The 21507-nt window shown below is 65.5% G+C and carries 21 protein-coding genes and 2 pseudogenes; 8 read left to right on the top strand and 15 right to left on the bottom strand.

Translation table 11 applies throughout. The annotated features are described in order from the left end of the window. Positions 1-22: 22 nt before the first annotated feature. The 4 genes from ASG67_RS02545 to ASG67_RS02530 are packed head-to-tail and all read right to left on the bottom strand — an operon-like array spanning position 23 to position 4186. Positions 23-796, bottom strand: a complete 774-nt coding sequence (locus ASG67_RS02545) for a CpsD/CapB family tyrosine-protein kinase (protein WP_056524781.1) — start codon at positions 794-796, stop codon at positions 23-25. A gap of 16 nt (positions 797-812) precedes the next feature. Further along, a complete protein-coding gene (locus tag ASG67_RS02540) occupies positions 813-2267 on the bottom strand; it encodes a GumC family protein (protein ID WP_056524778.1) in 1455 nt (484 codons plus the stop codon). Beyond that, positions 2268-3575, bottom strand: coding sequence for a hypothetical protein (locus ASG67_RS02535; protein WP_156460606.1), 1308 nt, complete (start codon positions 3573-3575; stop codon positions 2268-2270). Beyond that, positions 3572-4186 (bottom strand): polysaccharide biosynthesis/export family protein, encoded by a 615-nt coding sequence (locus tag ASG67_RS02530; RefSeq protein WP_235535012.1) that lies wholly within the window; start codon positions 4184-4186, stop codon positions 3572-3574. Before ASG67_RS02530 ends, ASG67_RS02535 begins: the two co-directional genes overlap by 4 nt. Before the next feature lie 229 nt (positions 4187-4415). On the opposite strand from ASG67_RS02530, the gene ASG67_RS02525 reads away from it, so the two are divergent. Continuing rightward, the gene (locus ASG67_RS02525; RefSeq protein WP_156460605.1) at positions 4416-5981 is read left to right on the top strand and encodes a tetratricopeptide repeat protein; all 1566 of its coding nucleotides are present in this window, start codon (positions 4416-4418) and stop codon (positions 5979-5981) included. After that, a complete protein-coding gene (locus ASG67_RS02520) occupies positions 5978-6745 on the top strand; it encodes a WecB/TagA/CpsF family glycosyltransferase (protein WP_056524769.1) in 768 nt (255 codons plus the stop codon). The genes ASG67_RS02525 and ASG67_RS02520 overlap by 4 nt, the downstream gene beginning before the upstream one ends. Positions 6746-6769: 24 nt before the next feature. Here ASG67_RS02520 and ASG67_RS02515 read toward each other — a convergent pair whose 3' ends face one another. Further along, a complete protein-coding gene (locus ASG67_RS02515; protein WP_082543256.1) occupies positions 6770-7621 on the bottom strand; it encodes an EpsD family peptidyl-prolyl cis-trans isomerase in 852 nt (283 codons plus the stop codon). A 108-nt stretch (positions 7622-7729) separates the two neighbouring features. On the opposite strand from ASG67_RS02515, the gene ASG67_RS02510 reads away from it, so the two are divergent. Then, on the top strand, positions 7730-7972 hold the full coding sequence (locus ASG67_RS02510) for an XrtV sorting system accessory protein (protein ID WP_056524762.1): 243 nt from the start codon (positions 7730-7732) through the stop codon (positions 7970-7972). A 27-nt stretch (positions 7973-7999) separates the two neighbouring features. On the opposite strand, the gene epsI is transcribed toward ASG67_RS02510, so the two are convergent. Then, on the bottom strand, positions 8000-8701 hold the full coding sequence (gene epsI / locus ASG67_RS02505; RefSeq protein ID WP_056524759.1) for an exosortase-associated protein EpsI, V-type: 702 nt from the start codon (positions 8699-8701) through the stop codon (positions 8000-8002). Beyond that, the gene (gene xrtV, locus ASG67_RS02500; RefSeq protein WP_162244326.1) at positions 8698-9618 is read right to left on the bottom strand and encodes an exosortase V; all 921 of its coding nucleotides are present in this window, start codon (positions 9616-9618) and stop codon (positions 8698-8700) included. The genes epsI and xrtV overlap by 4 nt, the downstream gene beginning before the upstream one ends. Positions 9619-10001: 383 nt before the next feature. On the opposite strand from xrtV, the gene ASG67_RS02495 reads away from it, so the two are divergent. Together ASG67_RS02495 and ASG67_RS02490 are read left to right on the top strand one after the other, a co-directional pair. Further along, a complete protein-coding gene (locus ASG67_RS02495; protein ID WP_056524756.1) occupies positions 10002-10934 on the top strand; it encodes a hypothetical protein in 933 nt (310 codons plus the stop codon). A 53-nt stretch (positions 10935-10987) separates the two neighbouring features. Continuing rightward, the gene (locus tag ASG67_RS02490) at positions 10988-11506 is read left to right on the top strand and encodes a TIGR02281 family clan AA aspartic protease (RefSeq protein WP_082543254.1); all 519 of its coding nucleotides are present in this window, start codon (positions 10988-10990) and stop codon (positions 11504-11506) included. 262 nt (positions 11507-11768) lie between these two features. Here the strand turns inward: ASG67_RS02490 and ASG67_RS02480 are convergent, their stop codons facing one another. Beyond that, entirely contained in the window at positions 11769-12332 is a 564-nt protein-coding gene (locus ASG67_RS02480) for a PEPxxWA-CTERM sorting domain-containing protein (RefSeq protein WP_200940701.1), read from the bottom strand. A gap of 256 nt (positions 12333-12588) precedes the next feature. Here ASG67_RS02480 and ASG67_RS02475 point away from each other — a divergent pair, with 256 nt between their 5' ends. Next, positions 12589-13296 carry a hypothetical protein gene (locus ASG67_RS02475; protein WP_156460604.1) on the top strand — a complete coding sequence of 236 codons (708 nt, stop codon included), beginning with the start codon at positions 12589-12591 and terminating at the stop codon, positions 13294-13296. A 31-nt stretch (positions 13297-13327) separates the two neighbouring features. On the opposite strand, the gene ASG67_RS02470 is transcribed toward ASG67_RS02475, so the two are convergent. From ASG67_RS02470 to ASG67_RS02460, 4 genes and pseudogenes are all read right to left on the bottom strand, one after another. Beyond that, positions 13328-13819, bottom strand: a complete 492-nt coding sequence (locus tag ASG67_RS02470) for a PilZ domain-containing protein (RefSeq protein WP_056524741.1) — start codon at positions 13817-13819, stop codon at positions 13328-13330. A 121-nt stretch (positions 13820-13940) separates the two neighbouring features. After that, positions 13941-14075: pseudogene (locus tag ASG67_RS19770) on the bottom strand (PEPxxWA-CTERM sorting domain-containing protein); the annotation flags it as partial. A gap of 54 nt (positions 14076-14129) precedes the next feature. Then, a pseudogene (locus ASG67_RS02465) lies at positions 14130-15092 on the bottom strand (NF038122 family metalloprotease); the annotation flags it as partial. Between the two features lie 232 nt (positions 15093-15324). Continuing rightward, positions 15325-16710 (bottom strand): helix-turn-helix domain-containing protein, encoded by a 1386-nt coding sequence (locus tag ASG67_RS02460; protein ID WP_056524736.1) that lies wholly within the window; start codon positions 16708-16710, stop codon positions 15325-15327. Positions 16711-16877: 167 nt separating this feature from the next. Between ASG67_RS02460 and ASG67_RS19145 the strand changes: the two genes are divergently transcribed. Further along, positions 16878-17033: a hypothetical protein gene (locus ASG67_RS19145; protein WP_200940699.1), complete on the top strand. Its 156-nt coding sequence runs from the start codon at positions 16878-16880 to the stop codon at positions 17031-17033. A 28-nt stretch (positions 17034-17061) separates the two neighbouring features. After that, positions 17062-18657, top strand: coding sequence for an isocitrate lyase (locus ASG67_RS02455; protein WP_056524733.1), 1596 nt, complete (start codon positions 17062-17064; stop codon positions 18655-18657). A 351-nt stretch (positions 18658-19008) separates the two neighbouring features. Here ASG67_RS02455 and ASG67_RS02450 read toward each other — a convergent pair whose 3' ends face one another. Genes ASG67_RS02450 through ASG67_RS02440 form a run of 3 tightly spaced genes read right to left on the bottom strand, consistent with a single transcriptional unit; the run spans position 19009 to position 21507 of the window. Continuing rightward, the gene (locus ASG67_RS02450) at positions 19009-19539 is read right to left on the bottom strand and encodes a response regulator transcription factor (protein WP_056524730.1); all 531 of its coding nucleotides are present in this window, start codon (positions 19537-19539) and stop codon (positions 19009-19011) included. A gap of 1 nt (position 19540) precedes the next feature. Then, positions 19541-20851 carry an ATP-binding protein gene (locus ASG67_RS02445; RefSeq protein WP_056524727.1) on the bottom strand — a complete coding sequence of 437 codons (1311 nt, stop codon included), beginning with the start codon at positions 20849-20851 and terminating at the stop codon, positions 19541-19543. Next, positions 20848-21507, bottom strand: a complete 660-nt coding sequence (locus ASG67_RS02440) for an SURF1 family protein (RefSeq protein WP_056526331.1) — start codon at positions 21505-21507, stop codon at positions 20848-20850. Before ASG67_RS02440 ends, ASG67_RS02445 begins: the two co-directional genes overlap by 4 nt.

Here is a 21507-nt window from a genome sequence, read left to right as displayed (position 1 = left end):
CCCGCAGTTGCATCGTCAACGATCAATTGTAGTAATCCGAATAGCCACTGCCCTTGCCGTAGCCATAGCCATAATCATCGCCGGTGAAACCCTGAACGTAATTGTTCAGGACCGTGCCGAAGCAGCGCACCGACTTCATCAGGCGCATCGAATCGCGGACCTGCTTGGCGGTGGTGACACCGTCCTCGACCACCATGAGATAACCGTCGATCAACTCACCCACGATCATCGCATCGTCGTTGGCGAAGATCGGTGGCAGATCACACAGGACGACTGCCTGTTCCGGCATCGCCCGAGCCGCCGCGATCAGTTCCTGGAAACGTGAACCGGCCAGCAATTCGGACGACAGCACCTTGCGTACCGCCGCCGGGTAGATGGTCAGTTCCTGCCCCGCCACGCCCCACGCGATCTCGGACAGATCGTCGATCCGCCCGGCCAGATATTCCGTCATGCCGCGCTCGACCGGAAGGTTGAACCGCTCCGCCACCGAACCACGCCGCAGATCGAGGTCGATCAGCACCGTCTTCAGATCGGGCAGTCGCGCCATCGACGCGGCCAGATTGCACGCGACGAACGTCTTGCCGACCCGCGGGGTGGCGGACGTGACGCCGATCACCCGAACGCCGCCGGCGACCAGCCGGGCGATCTGCGTGCGCAACAGGTTGAACGGCCGCGACCGTTCATCCCGGCTGCGAAAGCCGACGATCGCCTCGCCCAGATTCTCGACGGGCAGGAAGTGCCGGGGCTCGGTGCCGATGATCGGCAAGCCGGAAGGGGCCGGGGACTGAAAATTCATCGACAAATTCCCGTGCTCAGCTCGTGACCGCGGCGGCCGGTGCATCCTTGCGACGCAGCAACGTCTGCCACCATTTCTTTTTCTGCAACAGCTTCGGTACGATCACCAACGGCGGCTCGCCGGTAATGTCCTGCAAGGCACCGACGCCGCGTATCGGCCGCGCAATCAGTTCGAGCAGCAACGCGATCGCCAGCCCCAGACCGCCACCGGCGATGATGCCGCCGGCGATCAGGATCGGCCGGTTGGGCGAGGAAGGATGATCCGGCACGACCGGCGGATCGATCACGCTCAACCGCTCACCGCGCTGTTGCTCGCTGATCCGGGCGGACCCGCGCGCGTTCATCAGGTTGGTCTGGATCGTCTGATAGTTGTTGCGCAAGCCGTCGGCCCGCGACTGCAACTGCGAAATCTGCTCCTGCACCGCCGGCGCCCGCGCCTGTGCGCTGGCGACCGCACTGGTCCGTGCCTGCGCGCTGCCCTGCGCCGATTGCAGATTCGCGATCGACTGGTTGTTGGTCGCGATCTGACTGCGGATCTGGGCGCCAAGATCGGCGCGCGTCACGTTGGTCGCGGCGAATTTCTTCGATTCGGCCAGACGTTGTTCGGCGAGACGGACATCAGGATGATTGTCCGAATAGATCGCGCGCATGCTGGCGAGCTGAGCCTCCGCCGCAATGACACCCGGATCGCGATCGATCGCGCCCGACTGCTGGCGAAGCTGCACGCCGAGCTGCGCATTCTCACGTTGCAGGCTGGCGATCTGGCCCGAATAATCGCTGCCGCCCGGCAGCATCAGGCTGTTGGCGCTCGACAGCGCCATACCGTTGGTCAGCTTGATGCTTTCGATCTGCCGTTCGATCGCGCTGATCTGGCCCGACAGACTATTTGCCTGCTCCTGCAGAAACTCGACCGTGCCCGTCGCCTGTTCGGCGGTCTGGCTGGCATCCAGCTTCACCAGCCGCTCGACGAAATCCTGTGCGACGATCTGCGCCTTTTGCGGCTCAGAATAATCGAAGGTCAGGTTGAACGCGATCGTGTTGGAACCCGGGCCATTGCCGATATCCGCGGCCACGGGCGAGATGCTGGTCGATCCGCGCATCTTGTCGAGGATCGCCGACAGCGGCTTCTTCTGCCGTTCTTCGCTGTAAAGATTGTTCGCCTCGATCAGTTCGATCAGGTCGGGGCGGCTGAGTATCTGCTGGCGCACCTTGGCGATCCGGCGATCGATCAGGCTGTTGGCGCCCTGCCCCCCGACCAGCTCGCTGGGCAGTTGCGGCGATTCGACGAGCAACGTGGCACCCGACCGATAGGTCGACGGCATCAGGAACGCCGCGGCGCTGCCCAGAATCGTCCCCGCCACCAGCGGCCCAACGATCCACCAGCGGCGCTGCCATGCGATGGACGGCAGATACGCAATGAAGCCAGCACCGCTGCCCTCATTGTCCATGTCCTGGGAATAGCCTTCGTTCATTCAACGTCCACCAATCGACACCGAGAGACCGAGCCGTGCACTCAGGTCCGATCCACTCGCATACACGCCATTAACATAGCGATAACCGACCGAACCAACCGCCGACAGTCGCCGCCCCAGCGCCCGGCTGAGGCTGACGTCGCTGGAGAACAGGTCCTGCGAGCCGGCATTCAACAGGCTGGTTCCGGTGCTGACGATGCCGTTGTTGGTATGGTTGTAGGAACCGTTGACGCCGATGTTCAACACTTCGCTCAACCGCTGCGAATAGCTCAGGCTGACCTGATTCTGCACCGTCACGCCGCCCAACCCGGTCGCGCCGGGGACCCGGGATACGGACAAGCAGCCGCTGCCCCGTTCACCCTGGCGGCAGACCGATCCCTCCACCGACAACGACGTCGACGTGCCGTTCAGGCTGTCCTTCACGATGCCGGCGCCGACCGCCGCGTTGAACGACCAGATTTCCGACAACGTGCGCGAATAGGTCAGCCGGGGCGTATAAATCTGCGACGACAGTCCACGGCTGTAATCGACCTTGCTCGCCGAAATCTGGAAACCACCTGACGACACTTCAGACAGCGTCCGGGAATAGCCGAAATTGGCACCATAGCTCTTGTTGTTCGAGACCAGCGAGTTGCTGCCGGGAACCACGTTACCGCCGGGATAGGTTGCCCGCGAGCCGAAGATACCGAGATTGGCCGACGACCGGCTGCTGAGCGCGTAGGAGCCATTCAACTGCGCCGACAACTGATTGCGTCGTTGCCGCAGACCGATCAGGCCGACATCGCCGTTCACACCCGTCAGATCAGGGCCGACGACCACGGGTGTAGTCAGTATTGGCGCTGTCGCGACGGGCGTCGTCACCGTCGTGCCGGTCGTAATCCCGGCCGTCGGCGTCGTGATCGTCGATACGTTGGGAATATTAAACCCACCGTTATTGCCCAGGATCGAACTGTCGTACGATGCCGACAGGCCGAGCGACGCGCGCGGATTCAACTGCGTGCCGGCATTCACCCCGATGCCGTACCCATCGTTGCTGCCATAACGCGAGAAATAATCGGAGCGGTTGTAGTTACCGCTAATGGTCGCCTGATTGACGCCATCGATCAGCAGCAATGACGGTCGGATATCGACTTGGGTCGATCCCGCGCCCGGCTGGTCGTCCCCCAGGAACGGGTTGGTCGAATAGGAACCGCCCACCGTCGCGGTCAGCGAGGGGACGGTCGTGATCTGCGCCCCGGCACCGCCCCAGGGGATGACGGCCATCGCGCTCAGCGACACCGTGGCGATCGAGAGACGGCGCATGGTCACGGAACGATGACCGTGTCGCCGCTCTGCAATTCAGGCAAGCCGGCCAGATCGCGGGCGCTGGGATTGCCCTTGATCGCATCGCTAAGCCGGACGCGGATCGGGGTCAGGCCGCTGCCCTGCTTGCGCAGGATGATGATGTCGTTGGTATTAGCGAAATCGGTTGGACCGCCGGCGATGAACAATGCCTCCAGCACGTTCAGGTAGCGGCCCGGCGTGAACGAACCCGGCGCCCGCACCTTGCCGATGACCGAGAACTGGAAACCTGATGGCGTACGGATCGACACCGTCACCTGCGGCACCTGCTCACGGAACTGGCTCGCCAATCCGCGCGAGATCGCCGCCTCGATTTCACCCGGCAGCTTGCCCGCCGCGTCGATCCGGCCGGCAAGCGGGAACGAGAATGTGCCGTCGGGGAGCACGCGGACGCCGCGCTGCAACCGCTCTTCGCCCCACACGTAGACTTCCAGCTCGTCGCCGGGATTGATGCGATAGGGGGGCAGGGTCGCCGTCGCCCGCGCCGTGGACTGCTGTTGTGCAGCTGCCGGCAAGCCGCCGACCATCGACGCCGCCGCGCCGGCAATCGCCAGCGCCCGCACCAGGACCATCTTCATTCGAAACCCCCACGCCTATTCGTTCGACCTGCTTGCCTTAGCTTCAGAACCTTGAGAAAGCCATACGCCAAGCGCCGTCGGCATCGGCCGGGCGGCATGATGAGGCGGATGATCTGCCCCTGACAGAAGAACGATCGGAAACCGGGTGATGGTCAGACAACAGCGGCGACGCGGAGCGCGAATCGCGACGCCCCGGCATCCCGGCGACGGAGCGGCGCGGCGGATCGTGATGACGGCGCTGGCAGTTGGCGGCGCGATCCTGCTCGCTGGCTGCCAGTCCCCCGCGGAGCGCGCGGCAGAGGCGATGGCGATGGGGCAGCAACTGGCGTCGGCCGGGCAATATGGCCCGGCGCAGCAGCAGTTCGACATCGCCGTCGCGGCGCGCGACGATCTGCCCGAACTGTGGATGGCGCGCGCGCGCAATCAGGTCGCGCTGAACGATTATGCCGGCGCGTTCGGTTCGTTCCGCAATGCGCTGGACCAGGATCGCACGAATCGGGAAGCACTGGATGCGGTGGCGCAATTATCGCTGGCGACCGGCCGGCTGGACGACGCCCGCGATTACGCAACACAGATATTGTCGCTCGATCCGAACAACATGAATGCCCTGCTCGTCGATGCCACCGTCGCCTTCCGACGCGGCCGGCTCGATTATAGCGAAAAGCAGATCGCCAAGATCAGGACGCTGGAACCGAACAACGAGGCAGGCCGGGTTCTCGCCAGCCAGTTCGCCCAGCGGCGAGGCCGACTGGACGAGGCACAATCATTGATCGAGCCGATCTTCGTTGCGGGTGAAGGCGGTCGCGAGCTGCGGCGGCAGTTGCAATCGCTGTATGAGCGCAGCGGCAATGCTCGTGGCCTGCTCGCCATCGCCCAGCGCAATGCCGCCGAACAACCCCGCGATCCGGCCACGCAACTGGCGCTCGCCAAACAATTGCTGCTGGGCGGTCAGGATCGCGCCGCTGCGCAGGCGCTCGACCAGATCCACCGCGCCGCACCGGGCGATGCCCAGCGCGACATGACCGTGGCGATGCTGGCCGATGCCGATGTCTCCGGTGCTAGCCTGGTCGCAATGCTGGGCACCCTGTCGCCACCCGATCCGGAACTGGCACTGGCCGCCGCGCAATATGCGCTGGCTCGCGGCGATTATGCCAGCGCGGAACGGCTGCTGGCGCCGACCGCGCGCGATCGTCAGGTCGGGCCCGACACCGCCGATGAACAGGGCGCCTATGCGCTTGCGCTGGCCGGGCTAGGCCGATCCGACGAGGCGGCTAGGCGCGCGAAGACCGCGCTGCAATTCGATGGCGGCCAGACCGAGGCGCTGATGGCGCGCGCGTTGGTCGAACTGGCCGCGCGCAACGTCGACGGTGCACTCCGCGATGCCCGCGTGGTCGCGGCCCAGAGCGCGGATTATGCGCCGGGTGCGGCCCTGCTTTCGCGCGTCTTCAATGTGGCGGGAGACAAATTGCTGGCGGACAAGGCACTGTTCGATGCGATCAACGCCGATCGCGACGATCCCATCGCGCTTCGTCAGTTGACAACGATGCTGGTTCAGCGCGGTCGCGCCGCCGATGCGGCTGATTATGCGCGCGGATTCACTGTGCGCAATCCGGCCTCGGTTGCCGGCTGGTCGATCCGTCAACCGCTATGCCGCCAGACCCGTGACGCCAACTGCGTTGCCCGCGCGACGGCGATGAGCGCTCGCCTGCACGGCCAGTCGGCGGCGCTGCCCGCCACGCCGGAGGACGAGCAACTCGCCGAGCGCGATTACAGCGACGGCGGAGATACGAAATGACCGACGGCCGCCCCCGCACGAGCTTTCTCGGCATCGATTACGACCCGCTGACGCTGACGGAGGTCGCGGCGCAGCTCGACGCCCGCCCCGTCACCGCGCCGTTTGCCTATCTGGTCACGCCCAATGTGGATCACGTCGTCCGCCTGCACGACGATCATGGCGCCGATCGCGAGACGATCTGGGCGGCCTATCGCGGCGCAAGGTGGTGCACCTGCGACAGCCGTATCCTCGCCGCCCTCGCCCGACCACAGGGTATCGACCTGCCGGTGGCGGCGGGCAGCGATCTGACCGCGCTGATCCTGGAGACATTGTGCCGGCCGGGCGACCGGATCGCCGTCATCGGCGGCAGCGAATCGACTGTGATCGCACTGGCGAAGCGCTTCCCCGATCTCGACATCGTCCAGCACAGCCCGCCGATGGGCCTGCGCCATGATCCGGTCGCGATGGCCGCCGCTGCCCGGTTCGCCACTGACGCGCGGGCAAGGTTCACGTTTCTGGCGATCGGATCGCCGCAGCAGGAACTGCTCGCCGCGCTGATCGCGCAATCGGATGGGGCGACCGGCATCGGCCTGTGCATCGGCGCGGCGATCGAATTCGTCGTCGGCGAAAGCAAGCGGGCGCCCCGCGTGCTTCAGCGACTGCATCTGGAATGGGCGTTCCGACTGGCGTCGAACCCGCGCCGCCTGTGGAAACGCTATCTCGTTACCGGCCCGCGCATCTTCCGGCTTGCCCGGCAGCATCGTAAGGCAACGCCCGGCGCCTAAGACAGCGCCGGGCGTCATGTAGCGTCAGGTCTTGTTGGCGCCTGCCGCTGCCGGCTTGCTGGCATCGGTCTTGGGTGCGAAGCCCGGCTGATATTCGATCTTCGCCGCGTCGCGCGCCTGCTTCAACTGCTTCTGGGCGATCTCGGACACCGCGGCCTTCCGGATGGCCTCGGCGGCGATCCGACGGGCCTGCTCGCCGGCAATCGGCTGCGATTCCTTGCCGGTGATGACGCTGACGACACCCTTGCCGCCCGTCGCCACGACGAACGGCTCGCCGGCCGGCAAGGCGTTGACCTGCGCCAGGAACTGCGGCGGCGTCGCCACGGTATCCAGCTTGCCCGGCGCCCGCTGGAACGGGATCGACATGCTGCGCAGGCGCGCCGCTACCGCATCGAGCGTGTGGTCAGCCTCCAATGCCTTCAACCCGCTGGGGTCGGCCGGCAGCGGGAACACGATCTGGTCGATCGCATAAACCATGCGGTTGGCGAACATCTCGGGATGGCTGGCGATATAGCGATCGATGTCGGCCGCGGTCGGCACCGGCACATTCTTCGTGACCTGTTGGCCCAGCATGCCGATCATGACCTCGTCGTCCATGCGGCGCTGTTGCTGCAGGTAATCCGGGTCCTTGTCGATCCCGCGATCGCGCGCCTGCTGCACCAACAGCTTGCGGTTGATGAGGCTTTGGAGGGCGGCGGCGCGGATTACTTCCTTATCACCACCGGTCGGCGCGTTCTTGAGCTCGCCGTTCAGTTCCGACAACGACACTTCCTCGCCATTCACCACGGCCACGACCTGACCGGTGGCGGAGCGCTTGCACCCCGTCACGGCGATTGCCGATGCCATAAGTAGGATCGTTAATGCTTTAGATCGCATAACCGTCTTTAACTCCTAACCAACGTCCAGTAACCGGATATGGCAAGCCCATCGGGTGAGGGGTGCCCGCATATACCGCCCAAGGCGGAATTCTGGAAGGAATACGTGATGCAGACTGTGTACGATTGGATCACGGTGGCCTTCTTTGCCGGGCTCGTGGTCCTGCTGCTCCAGCGCTCCGTCGGACCGGAGGAGAAGCAGGATTCGATGCTCCATTACATCGTGCCTGCCGGTGGTTGCGCCGTCACCAATTATCTCGGCAACAATGGCTACGACGCCTTCGCGATCCTCATCTTCGTCGGTATCATCGCGTATACCCTGTATTTTCTGAAGCCCTTCGCGCGAACCTGAGCATGTTTGGCCCGCCCGGCCCTCGGGCTAGTGCGGGCCGATCAGCATCGCCCGCCCCTGCTTGCCGGTGGAGGCCACCATCGTCTGAACGAACCGGGTCAGCGTTGCGAAGGCGGCGTCGCGGTCCGTGCCGATGATCGATGCCCGCGCCAGCAGACCATCCGGGATCGACCCTTGCAGGTTCGCCTTCGCCATCATCAGGCGCTGGTCGAACCAGCGCACCGGCATCGAATCGCCCACCCGCGTCCAATACACCACATACTCCCGCCGCGCGCCGCGGTCGGCGGTCAGCAGGCGGACGGGGATCGCGAAGTCCTTGGTGATCGGAATTTCCTGTGCCGTATTCTCGATGATCGAGAACCCCGCCGCCGGATAGCAGACCTCCGGGCGGTGGACCTGCAGCCGACCCTCCTGCACGCTGCTATACGCCAGCACGAGCATCACCGATTCGTCGTCGCTGCCGTTCTCGGCATACACCCGCGTCAGCAACTGTTCGTACAGTGTGCGCGACAGCTGGTCCTCCGGCGGCAGCACCAGACCCGATTCGGTCAGATAGTGCCACGGCCCGAGCGTCGTCGGCACCAACCGCTCGAACCCCGCCTCGCTGATCCGTGCGACGCTCCGCTGCGGCACATACAGCTCGGACAGCACCACCGTACCGCCGACCGCCAGACCGATGATCATCTTGCGCCGCGAAATGTCACGGCGGCCAGTCGTGTCCGCGCTCATGCCTTCATCAACCCAAGCCGATAGCCGACGACCGTGAAGATCTTGTCGACCAGGAAAATCGTCAGCACCGACACCACGAACATGAACAGCCCGGCGGCTTCGTGCAGGAAGCCCTGCGCCACCGCCTCGCCACCATAATAGGTGAGCAGGACGAGCATCAGCACGCGCAGGAAATTGGCGAACACCGCGATCGGGAAGATCGTCATGATTAGCAGCAGGGTGTACCGCCAACTCGCATTGTGGCGCAGATAGACATAGAAGCTGCCGATCGCCGTCAGGCTGATGAGCGAGTTCAACCCGGCGCACGCCGCCGCGATCAGCAGCTCGAACTGGCCGATATAAATGCTGACGCCCGATGTCGCGACCGGATAGCCGATGCCCGATAGCAAGCCGACTACCGCCTTCGAGATCGCTAGCTTCACCGGTTGCGTCGCCATATCGACGAAGGTGTCGGGGATCGGGATCAGGAACAGCGAATACAGGATCGGGAACCACAGTACTTCCAGCGATCGACGCCCGCCGACCGCATACAGGATCGCGACGAACGACAGATACGCGGCGAGGCCACGCACCTCCAGCAAACCGGTGATCCGCGCCGCCGCATACAGGATGAGGCACGGCGCCAGCCACAGATAGGCGATCCACGCCCGTGGCGGATCGGCGACGGCGGCGGCCCGTTTGGCGCTGAGCGCGAAGATCCAGATGGCGGTGGCGAACACGATCGGCGCATGCGCTGCCTGATCCGTGCCCCACCCGCGCGAGGCCAGTTCGAACAAAGTCGGTCCGGCCAGCAGCACCAGGCCCAACCAATAGATCGGGTCACGGCGCAGCGCCGCCCAGATAACCTTCGCCGTCGCCAACCACTCCTCGCGCCGGGGCGGCAGCGTGGGCGGCGTACCACCGGCGGGCGGTCCCATGGCATTGGTCGGCGAAGCCCATTCCGGCTCTGACGATGCGGTAGATGAAGAAGCGCTCAGGTCCATGATATCGGCAAGTCTAACCCGCAAAGGTTAAGGGCGAACCCAATAAAGCGATGATGAGCGGCGTTCCAAGTCGATGGATACCGAACGGCGCCAGCGGCCTTCCGGTAATGTCGCACCCCCTCCAACGCTCCGGATGTAGCGGTCGCCCGTGATCTTGGCAATCCGCGACCAAGCGGTGCGTCATTGCGATAATGTACAGATGCGGCCACTGTCCCTACACGGGACTCGGGCACCGTATTTCGGGAGAACAGGGGCATGGCTGACAATCGGGGTCGCATCGCTCGACATCGCCACGCTATGACGCGGGTTAACCGCTGATGCAGCATGACGAGATCGAACGGCGGACACGACGGCGGCGACGGGTGCGGTCACTGCTCGCGATATGGGCAGTATTCGTGTCGGTGTTCCTGTTGTGGCAGACCCTGACGTATCGCGGCCTGATGGCGCTGGCGGCGGAGTGGCAGTTCAACACCTTCGGCCGTTACTATCCCTCCCTCACCTATATCCTGCTGGCGGCGATCATCGCCTCGCCGGTGCTTTGGCTGCTGCGCGGCCGCCGTCGCCGCGACGACGAGGTCCGTGGCGTCAATTACACCATGACCGAAGCGGCACAGGTCGCCGCGAAGCTGCCCGGTCGCAACTTCATCCGCGCCATCCTCGGCGTGGCCGGTGGCTGCGTCGTCGCCTGTCTGGTCGTGCTGATCGCGATGGCGTCGCTGCCCAGCGACGTCGGTCAGGTACAACGCATCGCCATTGGCTCGCCTGCAGCGATCGAGCCGCGCACCGGCCCGACGGAACTGGTCGGCTCCGTCCTGCGCAGCCGCACGGCCGGCCTGAACCAGGAACTGCTCGTCGCCCGCCGCACGATCCGCTTCGCGCCGATGTTGTCGCCCGGCGGCAACAACCGCGAGGCACTGCATTTCTTCGTCGAGATCGGCGCCGACGAGAATGCGGCCACATTGCAGAGCGATGGCACGCGCGAAGGCGTGCTTCGCCGACACGGCCTGCCCGGCGAACTGGTCCGCCTGTTCCAATATGCCGGTTACGAGGTCGCCGACCCCTATTACGTCCTGTTCGCCTCGCGGAGCGCGCTGCAATGGCCGTACCGGGTGGCGGCAATCCAGTTGGCTATCGTCGGTCTGATCTGCCTGATCGCGGCGGGTGGCCTGCATGTGCGGCGTGAGCGGTTGCGTCGCCATCTGCGCGAGCAGGACGTGGCGATCGCGCCGGCGGGGACATCGCCGGCCTGAATCTCCTAACGCCGCATTAACGGAGCCATGGAAGGCAATCTTTAGGCCTGCGGATGCAAAGTCTGCCCATGGCTGCTTCGCTGTCCTTCAAATCCTTCTCGCTGGCCCTGGCCGCGCTCGGCTTCACCGGCGTCGCTCCACCCAGCGGCGGCGCGCGCGTCGTGCCTCTGCCCGCCGTGGTCCCGGTCGCCGCTGCGGAGGACACGATTGACCCGCTGACGCTTACCAAGGCGCATGACGGCCTGTTCTATGTCACCGCGAAGGTGAACGGGGTGCCGATCCGCTTCGTCGTGGATACCGGCGCCAACGTCGTCGTCCTGACCAAGGAAGACGCCCTGGCCGCCGGGGTCGAAAAGTCCGGCGGACCCAGCCGCACGTTGCAGACCGCCGCCGGCGATTCTACGATGCACTGGGCGAAGATCGATCACGTCACGATCGGCGACCACGCCGTTACCAGCGCCGATGCGGCGATCCTGACCGGCAACGGCCCGCCCCATTCGCTGCTGGGTCAATCGGTGCTGTCGCGCCTCGACTCGGTCACGATGCGCGGCAACCGCCTCGAATTACGCTGACGCCATTCCGGAGGCTATTACCTCCGCATAGACGCAGGTTTTCCACCCCGCCCCGTTCGCCCTGAGCGAAGCGAGGGGCATATCGAGCGATGCCGCGGCCCGGATCATCAACAGCGCAAGCCGCTGATCCCAGCGCTTGAGAACTTCAGCTAACCCGTTCGCGCCGAGTAGACCCAAAGGGGCGTATCGAGGCACCGCCCCGCGTTCCAACCCACGGGCAAAGCCCGGCTACCCCGCAGGATAGCCGGTCCAACAGCATCGATCAGAGTGCCGGAGCAGCCGAAGCCTTCGCCCGACGAGCACGACGGGTTACGATCCCGACCAGCCCCATACCCATCAGCAACATCATCCACGATGCCGGCTCCGGCACCGGCGTCACGGGATCGGGCGTCGGCGTCGTGACTGGCGGGATCACCGGCGTATCGGTCGGCGTAGCAGTGGGGGTGCTCGTCGGCGTGCTGGTGGGCGTTGCCGTCGGCGTCGCGGTCGGAACCGCCGTAGGCTCCGGTGCCGGCGTGGCCGTCGCGACCGGATCGGGCGTCGGCGTAGTCGCCGTCGGCCCCGGACCGCTGCCAACCAGACCAAAGCCGGGCGTCAGCGCCGCCAACTGCGGCCCCGGCGACCCGGCGCTGCTCGCCGGCGTCAGACCACCGGCATCGCTGACCAGCACCGGCGGACCATCGGTAGCGGGCGTCAGGAAGCTGTCGTTGACCGGCGAATCGGGAACCGTCCCCGGCACCAGGTTCGACAGCACGGTGCGCGCCGGCCCCTGCGGCGCCGCCGGCCGACCTGACCGGAACGCGCGCGCGAACGACGTCGGCGTCATCACACCGAAGCGCCTGAGCGTCGGGATTACGGGCGCCGGCACCACGGCCGCGAAAGCGGCGGGTATCCGCCCTTCCTCGAATAGCGCTCGCTCCGTATGGGGAGATAGGGCAACGATAGCGAACACGGTAACTAGACTGCCAACTACGACCGCCTGGAAGCGTCGTTCGTGTGAAGCCAAGGCCAAGGGGGAAGATATCATGATGCGGTTCCTCACCTGCATGTATAGCGCGGTAAACGACCGATGGCGATCATCGATGCACAGTTTTCAGGGGCCAATCGTCTCGACCGGCCCGTTCGGGGACACAGGCCGCTCTCGCCGGTGGCGATCGACCCGGATCGGGACGGCAATGCTGCCGATCGCGCTCGCCGCCTGCTCGGTCGGACCCGGTAACGACGATACCGCGATCATCCGGGCGACGCTGGCGCTGTTGCAATCCGGTCGCGCCCCGACGGCGCCGGGTCTGTGCGTCGATTCGCGCCCCCGCGGTGCGGCGCTCGCCATCTTCCGAACGATGCGGATGACGACCGAGCCGGACGAGCGGCCATGGCGCCTGCCCGCCCCGCTCGGCACCCCGCCCCGCGTCGTCGGTCGTCAGTTGTTCAACGATGCCACCGGCCGCGACCGGCTGCGTATCCGCGAACCCGATGCGGAGACCGCCGAATTGCCGCGTGAGACGCAGGCCCGGTTCGATGCCGCCGCCCGCGCGCTGTCGCTGGCCGACCGGTCCGAATCGTTCGTGATGAATGACGACATGGCGCCGGCCGGCATGGCCGTCCGCTGGTGGTTGATGAACCGGATCATGCGCGGGTGCGAGCGGACGTTCGTCCTGTCGCGGATCGCGCGCAACGACCGCATCGGCTTTGTCACCGTCACGGCCGATCACTGGGGCACCACTTATGCGGTCGAACGCGCTACCGATGGCTGGCGCGTGACCGGTCAGTGGGACAAGTGGCTCTATTGATCGCACGCCGCCGCGCATCGCTCGACGTCGCTCAGGCCAGCGCGGTCAGGATCGCGCCGATGATGATCCACGGCACGATCAGTCCGGTCAGGATGATTGGCCCCCGGAACTGACGGATGCGCCGCTCGACCGCATCGAGCGGCGGGTCCTCGTGCATCAGCATCGGCGGTGAGGCGACCGTGCCGAAATCGGCGCGGACGATCGTCTGCGGCGGTTCGGCCACGTCGATGCCGTCGATCGACACCGGCCGCAGGAAGCTGCAGCCATATTGATTGCCGTTCTGGCGCACGACCCGCGCGGTGTGGCGGCCCAGGCCCGCGATACCGACCGATACCGTCGAATCCATCGCGATCGGCTCGTCGCTCTGCATCCGGAACCCGGTCGACGACAGGTCGTCGATCTGCACGTCGATCGGTCGCTGGTCGTCCCGGCGCACGGTGGCGCCCAGATTCACCGGCTGCCGATCGGCGATCCGCTCGTCCTGCTCGCGATAGAGTTTCGCCGTCAGCGACATGGTACGCATCTCCAACCGATCATCGGTCAGTCTATGCGGTCGGTTGGGTTAGGGGCGCGTCAACAGCGCTGGTTAACGCAGGGGCAAAGGGCACCGCCGACCCGATCGGTCGACGATGCCTTTCAATCCCTCAGTCCGCGAAACGTACCACCGTCCGGCGCCGTCCGTACCGGATGGCGCCACCGATCAGACCGAAGCCGACCAGCATCATCGCCCAGGTCGTCGGCTCCGGCACCGGCGCCAGCACGCGATAGATGTCCGCCGACGTCGCCAGATACTTTGAGTTGGCCAGCACGTCGAAGTTCAGGTTCCACCCGATCGCATCGAACGCGGCCAGATCGTTCGCGGTCACTTCGCCCATCTGGCTGAAGCAGAAATTCGGGTCCATGATCCCGATCTGGTTGGTGCAGCCGCCCTTGTCCTTGAAGTGCGACGCCTGCTGCCCATCACCAAAATTTCGGCCGGTCGAAAAGCGCGAATCACCGAACAATTGCGAATAGCCGCCGTCGATCGAAAAATAGGTCGGCGACCCCACCGCCAGATCGAGCACCGGCCCCGAACCCGGCACAACGTTGGTCGGGTCCTGGCTATACCGGAACAGGTCGAGCGTCGTGAAGATGGCGCCCGAATTATTGATGTTGACCGCGCCATTGGCCGGGTTGTCATAGATGTCGACGCCGCTGGTGAAGCCCAGCGCATGGCCGATCTCGTGGATCGCCACGCCGATGAAATCCATCCGCCCCGCCGTGATCCCGTCGCTGGGGTCGAAATCGAACGCGAAGTTGCTGCTGAAATTCACCTGCGCGTCGCGGGCCGTGGCAGCAAAACCAGTGAAACCCAGCGCCTTCAACGCCGCGCCGTTGACGCCCATCGTCGTATTGTTGAGGCTGTCGTCGGCATCGAATACCCGCTTGGTGGTGTCGATCCCGACCTTGGTCGCGTCGTTCCGATACCCGCTGGTGATCGCCTGCAGGCCCCCGGCGCTGGTCAGCGGCATCAGGTTGGCGACGGCGATGGCGTCGAGCCTGCTATCGCCCGTGGCCGCAAGCTGTTCGTAGATGTCGGTGGTGTTGACCCGATAGCGCGAGCTGCCCGTCGATCCGATGACGTTGGCCGCTAGCGCGTTGTACCCGATCTCCAGGCGCACAGTCACGTCGTTGGTCAGGACAGACGCCCAGTAATCCGTTGCGATCTTGAACCCGACTTCGGCCGGCGTGCCGCGGACCGAGCCGTTGTAATCGACCAGATCGAACGTGAGGGCCTGTGCTGGCACCGCAGTCATTGCTGCCACCGCGATCCCTGCGGCGAGGACGTGTCTCATCATGCTCATGAACGCTAACCCTTTGTCTGGCGGACCTAACCGCTTTTGCCCCGAGCGGGCCCGACCCTTTCGGATCGGCCAGCGTCACTGTCTGGTTAACGGATGCTTCATCATTGCCCGCTGGTTATCAATTGTTTTCCTTGAACTGCTGCAACGGTTTTGCCGCATCGCGGCATATTTGCCACATGCCCGGTCAGTCGCCGGCAAATCGCAACGCTGGCACGCCTCGCTCGCGATCGTTGATCGATAGTGACCGGCCCAACGGCGGCAACGATCGTTGCCGGCAATCGGGTCGGAAACAGGCCCGGCACCCCAGCCCGATCGGTGTCGCCGGCCCGGCCAGATCGACCCCGCGCACCGCCACCAGCGATCCCGCCCGACCCACCTCCACGCCGATACCGACTGCAAAGCCGACCGGCGCCCCGCCCCACCCTTGGGACGACACCGCCCGTTGCAACGTCACCCAGCGCGCACCGTCCTCCATCTCGACCAGTTGCATCTGTAGCGACCCCGGCCGGTCGAACACGCCGTGCAGCTGCCACAGCGGACAGCGACCGGCGGCGGTGGCCAGCACCGATCCGCTCGCCCCGGCAAACCGCTTCGACACCTGCCCCGCCCGATCGATCCGGATCATGAAAAACGGCAGCCCGCGCATCCCCACCCGCTGCAACGTCGTCAGCCGGTGCGCGACCTGTTCATACCCCATGCCGAACCGCCGTTGCAGCAGATCAAGGTCATAGCCGCTGCCCTCACAGGCCCGCAGGAACCGGGTATAGGGCATGATAATCGCGCCTGCGAAGTAACTGCCCAGATGTCGCCTGAACAGCCGCTCCGCGACCCGGTCGGCAAAGCCCGCCCCGCGCGCCAGCGCCTCAATCTCCGCCCGCGCCTCGATCAAGCCCAGATGGAATGCGACCGCGAAGACCCGCCCCGGCGCATCCAGCGCCTCGCTCAACTGCAACTGCCGCGCATGCAGGTCCAGCCGGCGGAGCGCGTCGGGCATCACATCGACGGGCAGCACCCGGATCGACAATCCGTGCTTCACCCGCAACCGCTCGACCATCGCGCCATACAGGTCGGCACCCACCAGCCGCAGGTCGTCGGCCAGCAGTTCCGCCTGCTGGTCCAGATCGGCGAAGTGATTCTGCCATCGCTCCACCTCCTGCCGGACCAGCGCCAGTGGATCGTCGCCACCGATCGCCGCCGGATCGCCCCCCGACCCGCCCAGCCGGTCGAACGCCCGCGCGAACGCCTCTGCCCCACCAGGCGCGGCGGCCAGCCATTCGTCCACCTCGGATCGATCGACCTCCAGATCGGCGAACAGCGGATCGGCCAGCCGCCGCCGGATCGCCACCGCGCCGCCGCCCGGTTCCCCCGCCGCCAGCGTGCGCGGATCGAGATCGAATTGCTCCGCCATCCGCACCAGCAACGATGCGGACAGCGGCCGGTGGTTGCGCTCGATCAGGTTCAGGTAACTGGGCGACACGGCCAGCATCTCCGCCATCGCCGCTTGTGTCAGACCCGCCCGACGCCGCAACCGCCGCACCGCCTGTCCCGCCAACAGCTTCCGCTCCGCCACGCCCGCCTCCTTGTAAACAACATTACAGCTTTACCGGAAAATAACACAGCCGTCCGACGATACGACGCGATTTCTGGCAAAGATTTGTTCTGATATCGTCAATCCTGCCGCATCAGATTGCCACGAGCAACGCCGGATCAGGCGACTGACTCATTTGGAGAGATGCGATGAACACCGAACCAGCACGCAGCCGCGCCGTTTTCTCGACCGAGGATTTCGGCCTGATGAAGGAAGCGGTCGCCGACTATGTCCGCAAGATCGCGGAGGACCCCCGCTCGGTCAAATTTTCGAACCTGTACCACCGGCTCGGCCGGCTCGGCTGATCGCGTCGCGCGCAGGGGGGAGGAAGACATGGGATATCAGGATCGCATCGCACAGGCCGAACGGCTGACCCGGACACACGGACCGTCATGGGACGGCATCGGTGCGGCGGCGGTGGCGCGCATGCAGACGCAGAACCGCTTCCGCACCGGGCTCGACATCGCCCGGTACACCGCCGCGATCATGCGTCGCGACATGGCCGCCTATGATGCCGATCCAGCCGCCTACACCCAGTCGCTTGGTTGCTGGCATGGGTTCATCGGCCAGCAAAAGCTCATCAGCATCAAGAAGCATTTCGGCACCACCGACCGTCGCTACCTGTATCTTTCGGGCTGGATGGTGGCGGCGTTGCGCTCCGATTTCGGCCCCCTGCCCGACCAGTCGATGCATGAGAAGTCCAGCGTCCCCGCGCTGATCGAGGAACTCTACACCTTCCTCCGCCAGGCCGATGCGCGGGAACTGGGCCAATTGTTCCGCGATCTCGATGTCGCGCGCGATGCCGGCAACCAGATCGACGAACAGCGCCTGCTTCACGCCATCGACCAGCATCAGACACATGTCGTGCCGATCATCGCCGATATCGACGCCGGCTTCGGCAATGCAGAGGCGACGTACCTGCTGGCCCGCAAGATGATCGAAGCTGGCGCGTGCGCGATCCAGATCGAGAACCAAGTGAGCGACGAAAAGCAGTGCGGCCATCAGGACGGCAAGGTGACGGTCCCGCACGAGGACTTCCTCGCCAAGATTCGCGCCTGCCGGTACGCCTTTCTGGAACTGGGCGTCGATGACGGGATCATCGTCGCGCGAACCGACTCGCTCGGCGCGGGCCTCACAAAGCAGATCGCCTATTCGCGTGAACCCGGCGATCTTGCCGACCGGTACAACGCGTTTCTCGATTGCGAGGAGGTGACGGACCTTGCGGGCTTGCGTGGCGACGTCCTGATCGAGCGCGACGGCAAGCTGATGCGGCCGAAGCGCCTGCCGTCGAACCTGTTCCAGTTCCGCGAGGGCAGCGGCGCCGACCGCTGCGTGCTCGACTGCATCGCCTCGCTCCAGAACGGCGCAGACCTGTTATGGATCGAAACGGAGAAGCCCCACATCGACCAGATCGCCGGCATGGTCGATCGCATCCGCGCGGTCGTGCCGGATGCCAAACTGGTCTACAACAACTCGCCCTCGTTCAACTGGACGCTCAACTTCCGCCAACAGGTATACGACGCATGGGCTGCCGATGGCCGGGACGTCGCTGCTTATGACCGTGCCCGCCTGATGAGCGCGGATTACGACGACACGCCGCTCGGGATCGAGGCGGACGACCGCATCCGCGAGTTTCAGCGCGAAGCGTCGGCGCGGGCGGGCATCTTCCACCATCTCATCACCCTGCCGACCTATCACACCGCCGCGCTGTCGACCGACGAACTGGCCCGCGAGTATTTCGGCGAGGCGGGGATGCTCGGCTATGTCGAGGGCGTCCAGCGTCAGGAAATCCGCCGCGGCATCGCCTGCGTCCGCCACCAGAACATGTCGGGCAGCGATATCGGCGACGACCACAAGGAATATTTCGCCGGTGATGCGGCGCTGAAGGCCGGCGGCGCCCACAACACGATGAATCAATTCGCCGCCTGACGATGCCACTACCTCTCTCTATGCGGGAGAGGAAAGGATCGGCCAAGCCGTCATCCCAACGCCTCGTCATTGCGAGCGTAGCGACGCAACCCAGTGTCCCGCGCGCTGCCCTGGATTGCTTCGCTCCGCTCGCAACGACAAACATCGATCGATCGTCACCGACGACAAGGGGAATAGGCCTCTGTCCTACACCACCCCATCAGGGTTATCCCCACCGGATGACCACCCTCCCCGGCCCCCACCACGCCCGCGCAAAATCCTCCCCCCCGCGGGCGGGCGCACGCGCACGACCGCGCCCGCGCGTGGATGGGTGTGACTTTCGAGACCTTCCGCCCCCGCCAGCAGCGACCCTCAGGTGATCTGCCGCTTCTCCAGCTTCCGTGCCAACGTCCGCCGATGCATCCCCAGCCGCCGCGCGGTTTCGGAAATGTTGAAGCCCGTGGCGGCCAGCGCCTCGTTGATGTGCTCCCATTCGACCGTCTTGATCGAACTTGGCCGAACGCTGATGGGCGCGGTCGCATCGCCACCGCCGACCTTGCCGAACGCCGCTTCGATATCGTCGGTATTGGCCGGCTTGGCGAGATAATGACAGGCACCCAGCTTGATCGCCTCGACCGCCGTCGAAATACTGGCGAACCCGGTCAGGACGACGATCAGCATCGCCGGGTCATGCTTGTGCAGCGTCTGCACGCATTCCAGCCCGGATGCTGTGCCCAGCTTCAGGTCGACCACCGCCCGGTCGAACGTTCCCTCGATCAGCAACGCTGCCAGTTCGTCGGGACCGGCGGCGGTCGACACCTGATAGCCGCGTCGTTCGAAGGATCGCCTGAGCGTGCGGGCGAAGACCTGGTCGTCCTCCACGATCACCAGCGTATGTGCCATGTTATCGTCCTTCCTCGTCGATGCCGATCGTCGACAGCGGCAATGTCAGTGTCACCGACGCACCGCCCCCCGGCCGGTTGGCGGCATCGGCCCGCCCGCCCAGCTTGCGCGCGACATTGACCGCCAGGAACAAGCCGACGCCATGGCCCGATCCCTTGGTCGAGATATGGGGCTTGCCGAAGTCGGCGAGGAGGGCGGGCGCGAAGCCGGGGCCATGGTCGCGCACCGCCAGCACCAGCGCCGCGTCTCGTATCCGTGCCTCCAGTTCGATGCCGTCGGGCGAAGCCTCACCGGCATTGTCCAGGATGTTGGCGATCGCCTGTCGCAGCGTCGGTTCCGCCACGATCGGCACATCCGCCGCCTCGTCGCGGACATATGCCAGCGGTATGCCGGCATGACTGGCGCGCCAGCCCTCCACCACATGATCGACGAAGGCGTGAGCGGATGTGACCTCCGGTCCCTCGCCACGCGGCTCGCCGGCAGATTGCAGGATTTCGGTAACGATCGCCTTGCAACGGGCGACCTCGGCCTGCATCTCCGCGATCTCACCCAGCAGGTCGCGGTGACGCTGGAACACCGGCATCCGTCGCCAGTCGCTCAGGATCACCGACAGCGATGCCAGCGGCGTCCCCAGCTCGTGCGCCGCACCGCTCGCCAGCATACCCATGCGGACGATATGATCCTCCTCCGCCGCCTGTTGCCGCAGATCGGCCAATCCCGCGTCGCGCGCGCGCAGGTTGCGCGTGATCCGCGTCACGAACATCATCAGCAACGTCGCGATCAGCCCGAAACACAACCAAGCGCCCAGCGTGAACAGATCGCGCGCATCCATCGCCAGCGACGACGGCAACAGCAGCGGGCGATAGATGAAAGTCAGCAGCGCGAAGCACAGGCTGGTGATGACCACGACCGCCCACGCCGCCCATGCGTTCAGCAGGATCGCCCCCAGCACCACCTGCAACAGGAACAGCGAGACGAACGGATTGGTCGCCCCGCCGCTCAACCCCAATTGCAGCGTCAGCGAGGCGATGTCGAACAACAGCGCGAAGAACAGTTCCAGATTGCCGATCGTCCGCTGCCGCATCCGCGGCGTGCTCGCCAGATTGACCAGCGCCGCGACGCCGACGATGGCCAGCATCGGCAGCAGCGGCAAAGGTACGCCCATCGGGCCGCTGGCGATCAGGATCGTGACCAACTGGCCCGCCACCGCCAGCCACCGCAGCTCGACCAGCTGGCGCATGTTGCGCGCACCGGTGCGATCGGGGCCGCCCGTCACCTTGCGCGCCAGCGACAGCAGCGGCGGATCGATCATCCGTCCTGCCCGCCGCTTCTTTTTCCGCTCCGCACCACCATCACCATCGCGCCCGCCACCATCGCCGCCAGCGCATACCATGTAATGGCATAGACGAGATGATTGTTCGGAAACCGGATCACCGTCATTCCGCCGATCGGATAGCCACCGGGATTGGGCGTCGCATCCGCGTCGACGAAATAGGGTGCCGCCACGATCCCGCGATGCTTCGCGATAGCGGCCACGTCGCGCGAGAACCAGCGGTCCGCCGCCGGATCGTTGCTGCGCAGGAAACCGCCCTTCGGTTCGGTCAGCCGCACGAGCCCTGTGATCGAGGTCTCACCCCCCGGCGCCGCGCGCGCCAACCCTGGCGGCTCGGTGGGCACGAAGCCGCGGTTGACCAATACGACCGGCCCGCTGGACGTCGCCAGCGGCATCATCACCCAATATCCGGCGCCCCGCTCGGTCAGCGCCTGCACCAGCGTCGGTGCGCCCGGCATGAAGCGACCCGTGAGCCGCACCCGCCGGTATTCGTCATCGCGGAAATCGCCGCCCAGCGCGGACACCGCGACCGGCGCCCCATGCACCCGCGCCTCGACACGGGCGATCAGGTCCAGCTTCCATGCCCGGCGCTGCACCTGCCAGCTGCCCAGTGCCAGCAGCGCGATCACCAGCAT

The organism is Sphingomonas sp. Leaf339 (assembly GCF_001426195.1).
Classification (GTDB): Bacteria; Pseudomonadota; Alphaproteobacteria; order Sphingomonadales; family Sphingomonadaceae; genus Sphingomonas.
This window is presented reverse-complemented; position numbering and strand designations above follow the sequence as displayed.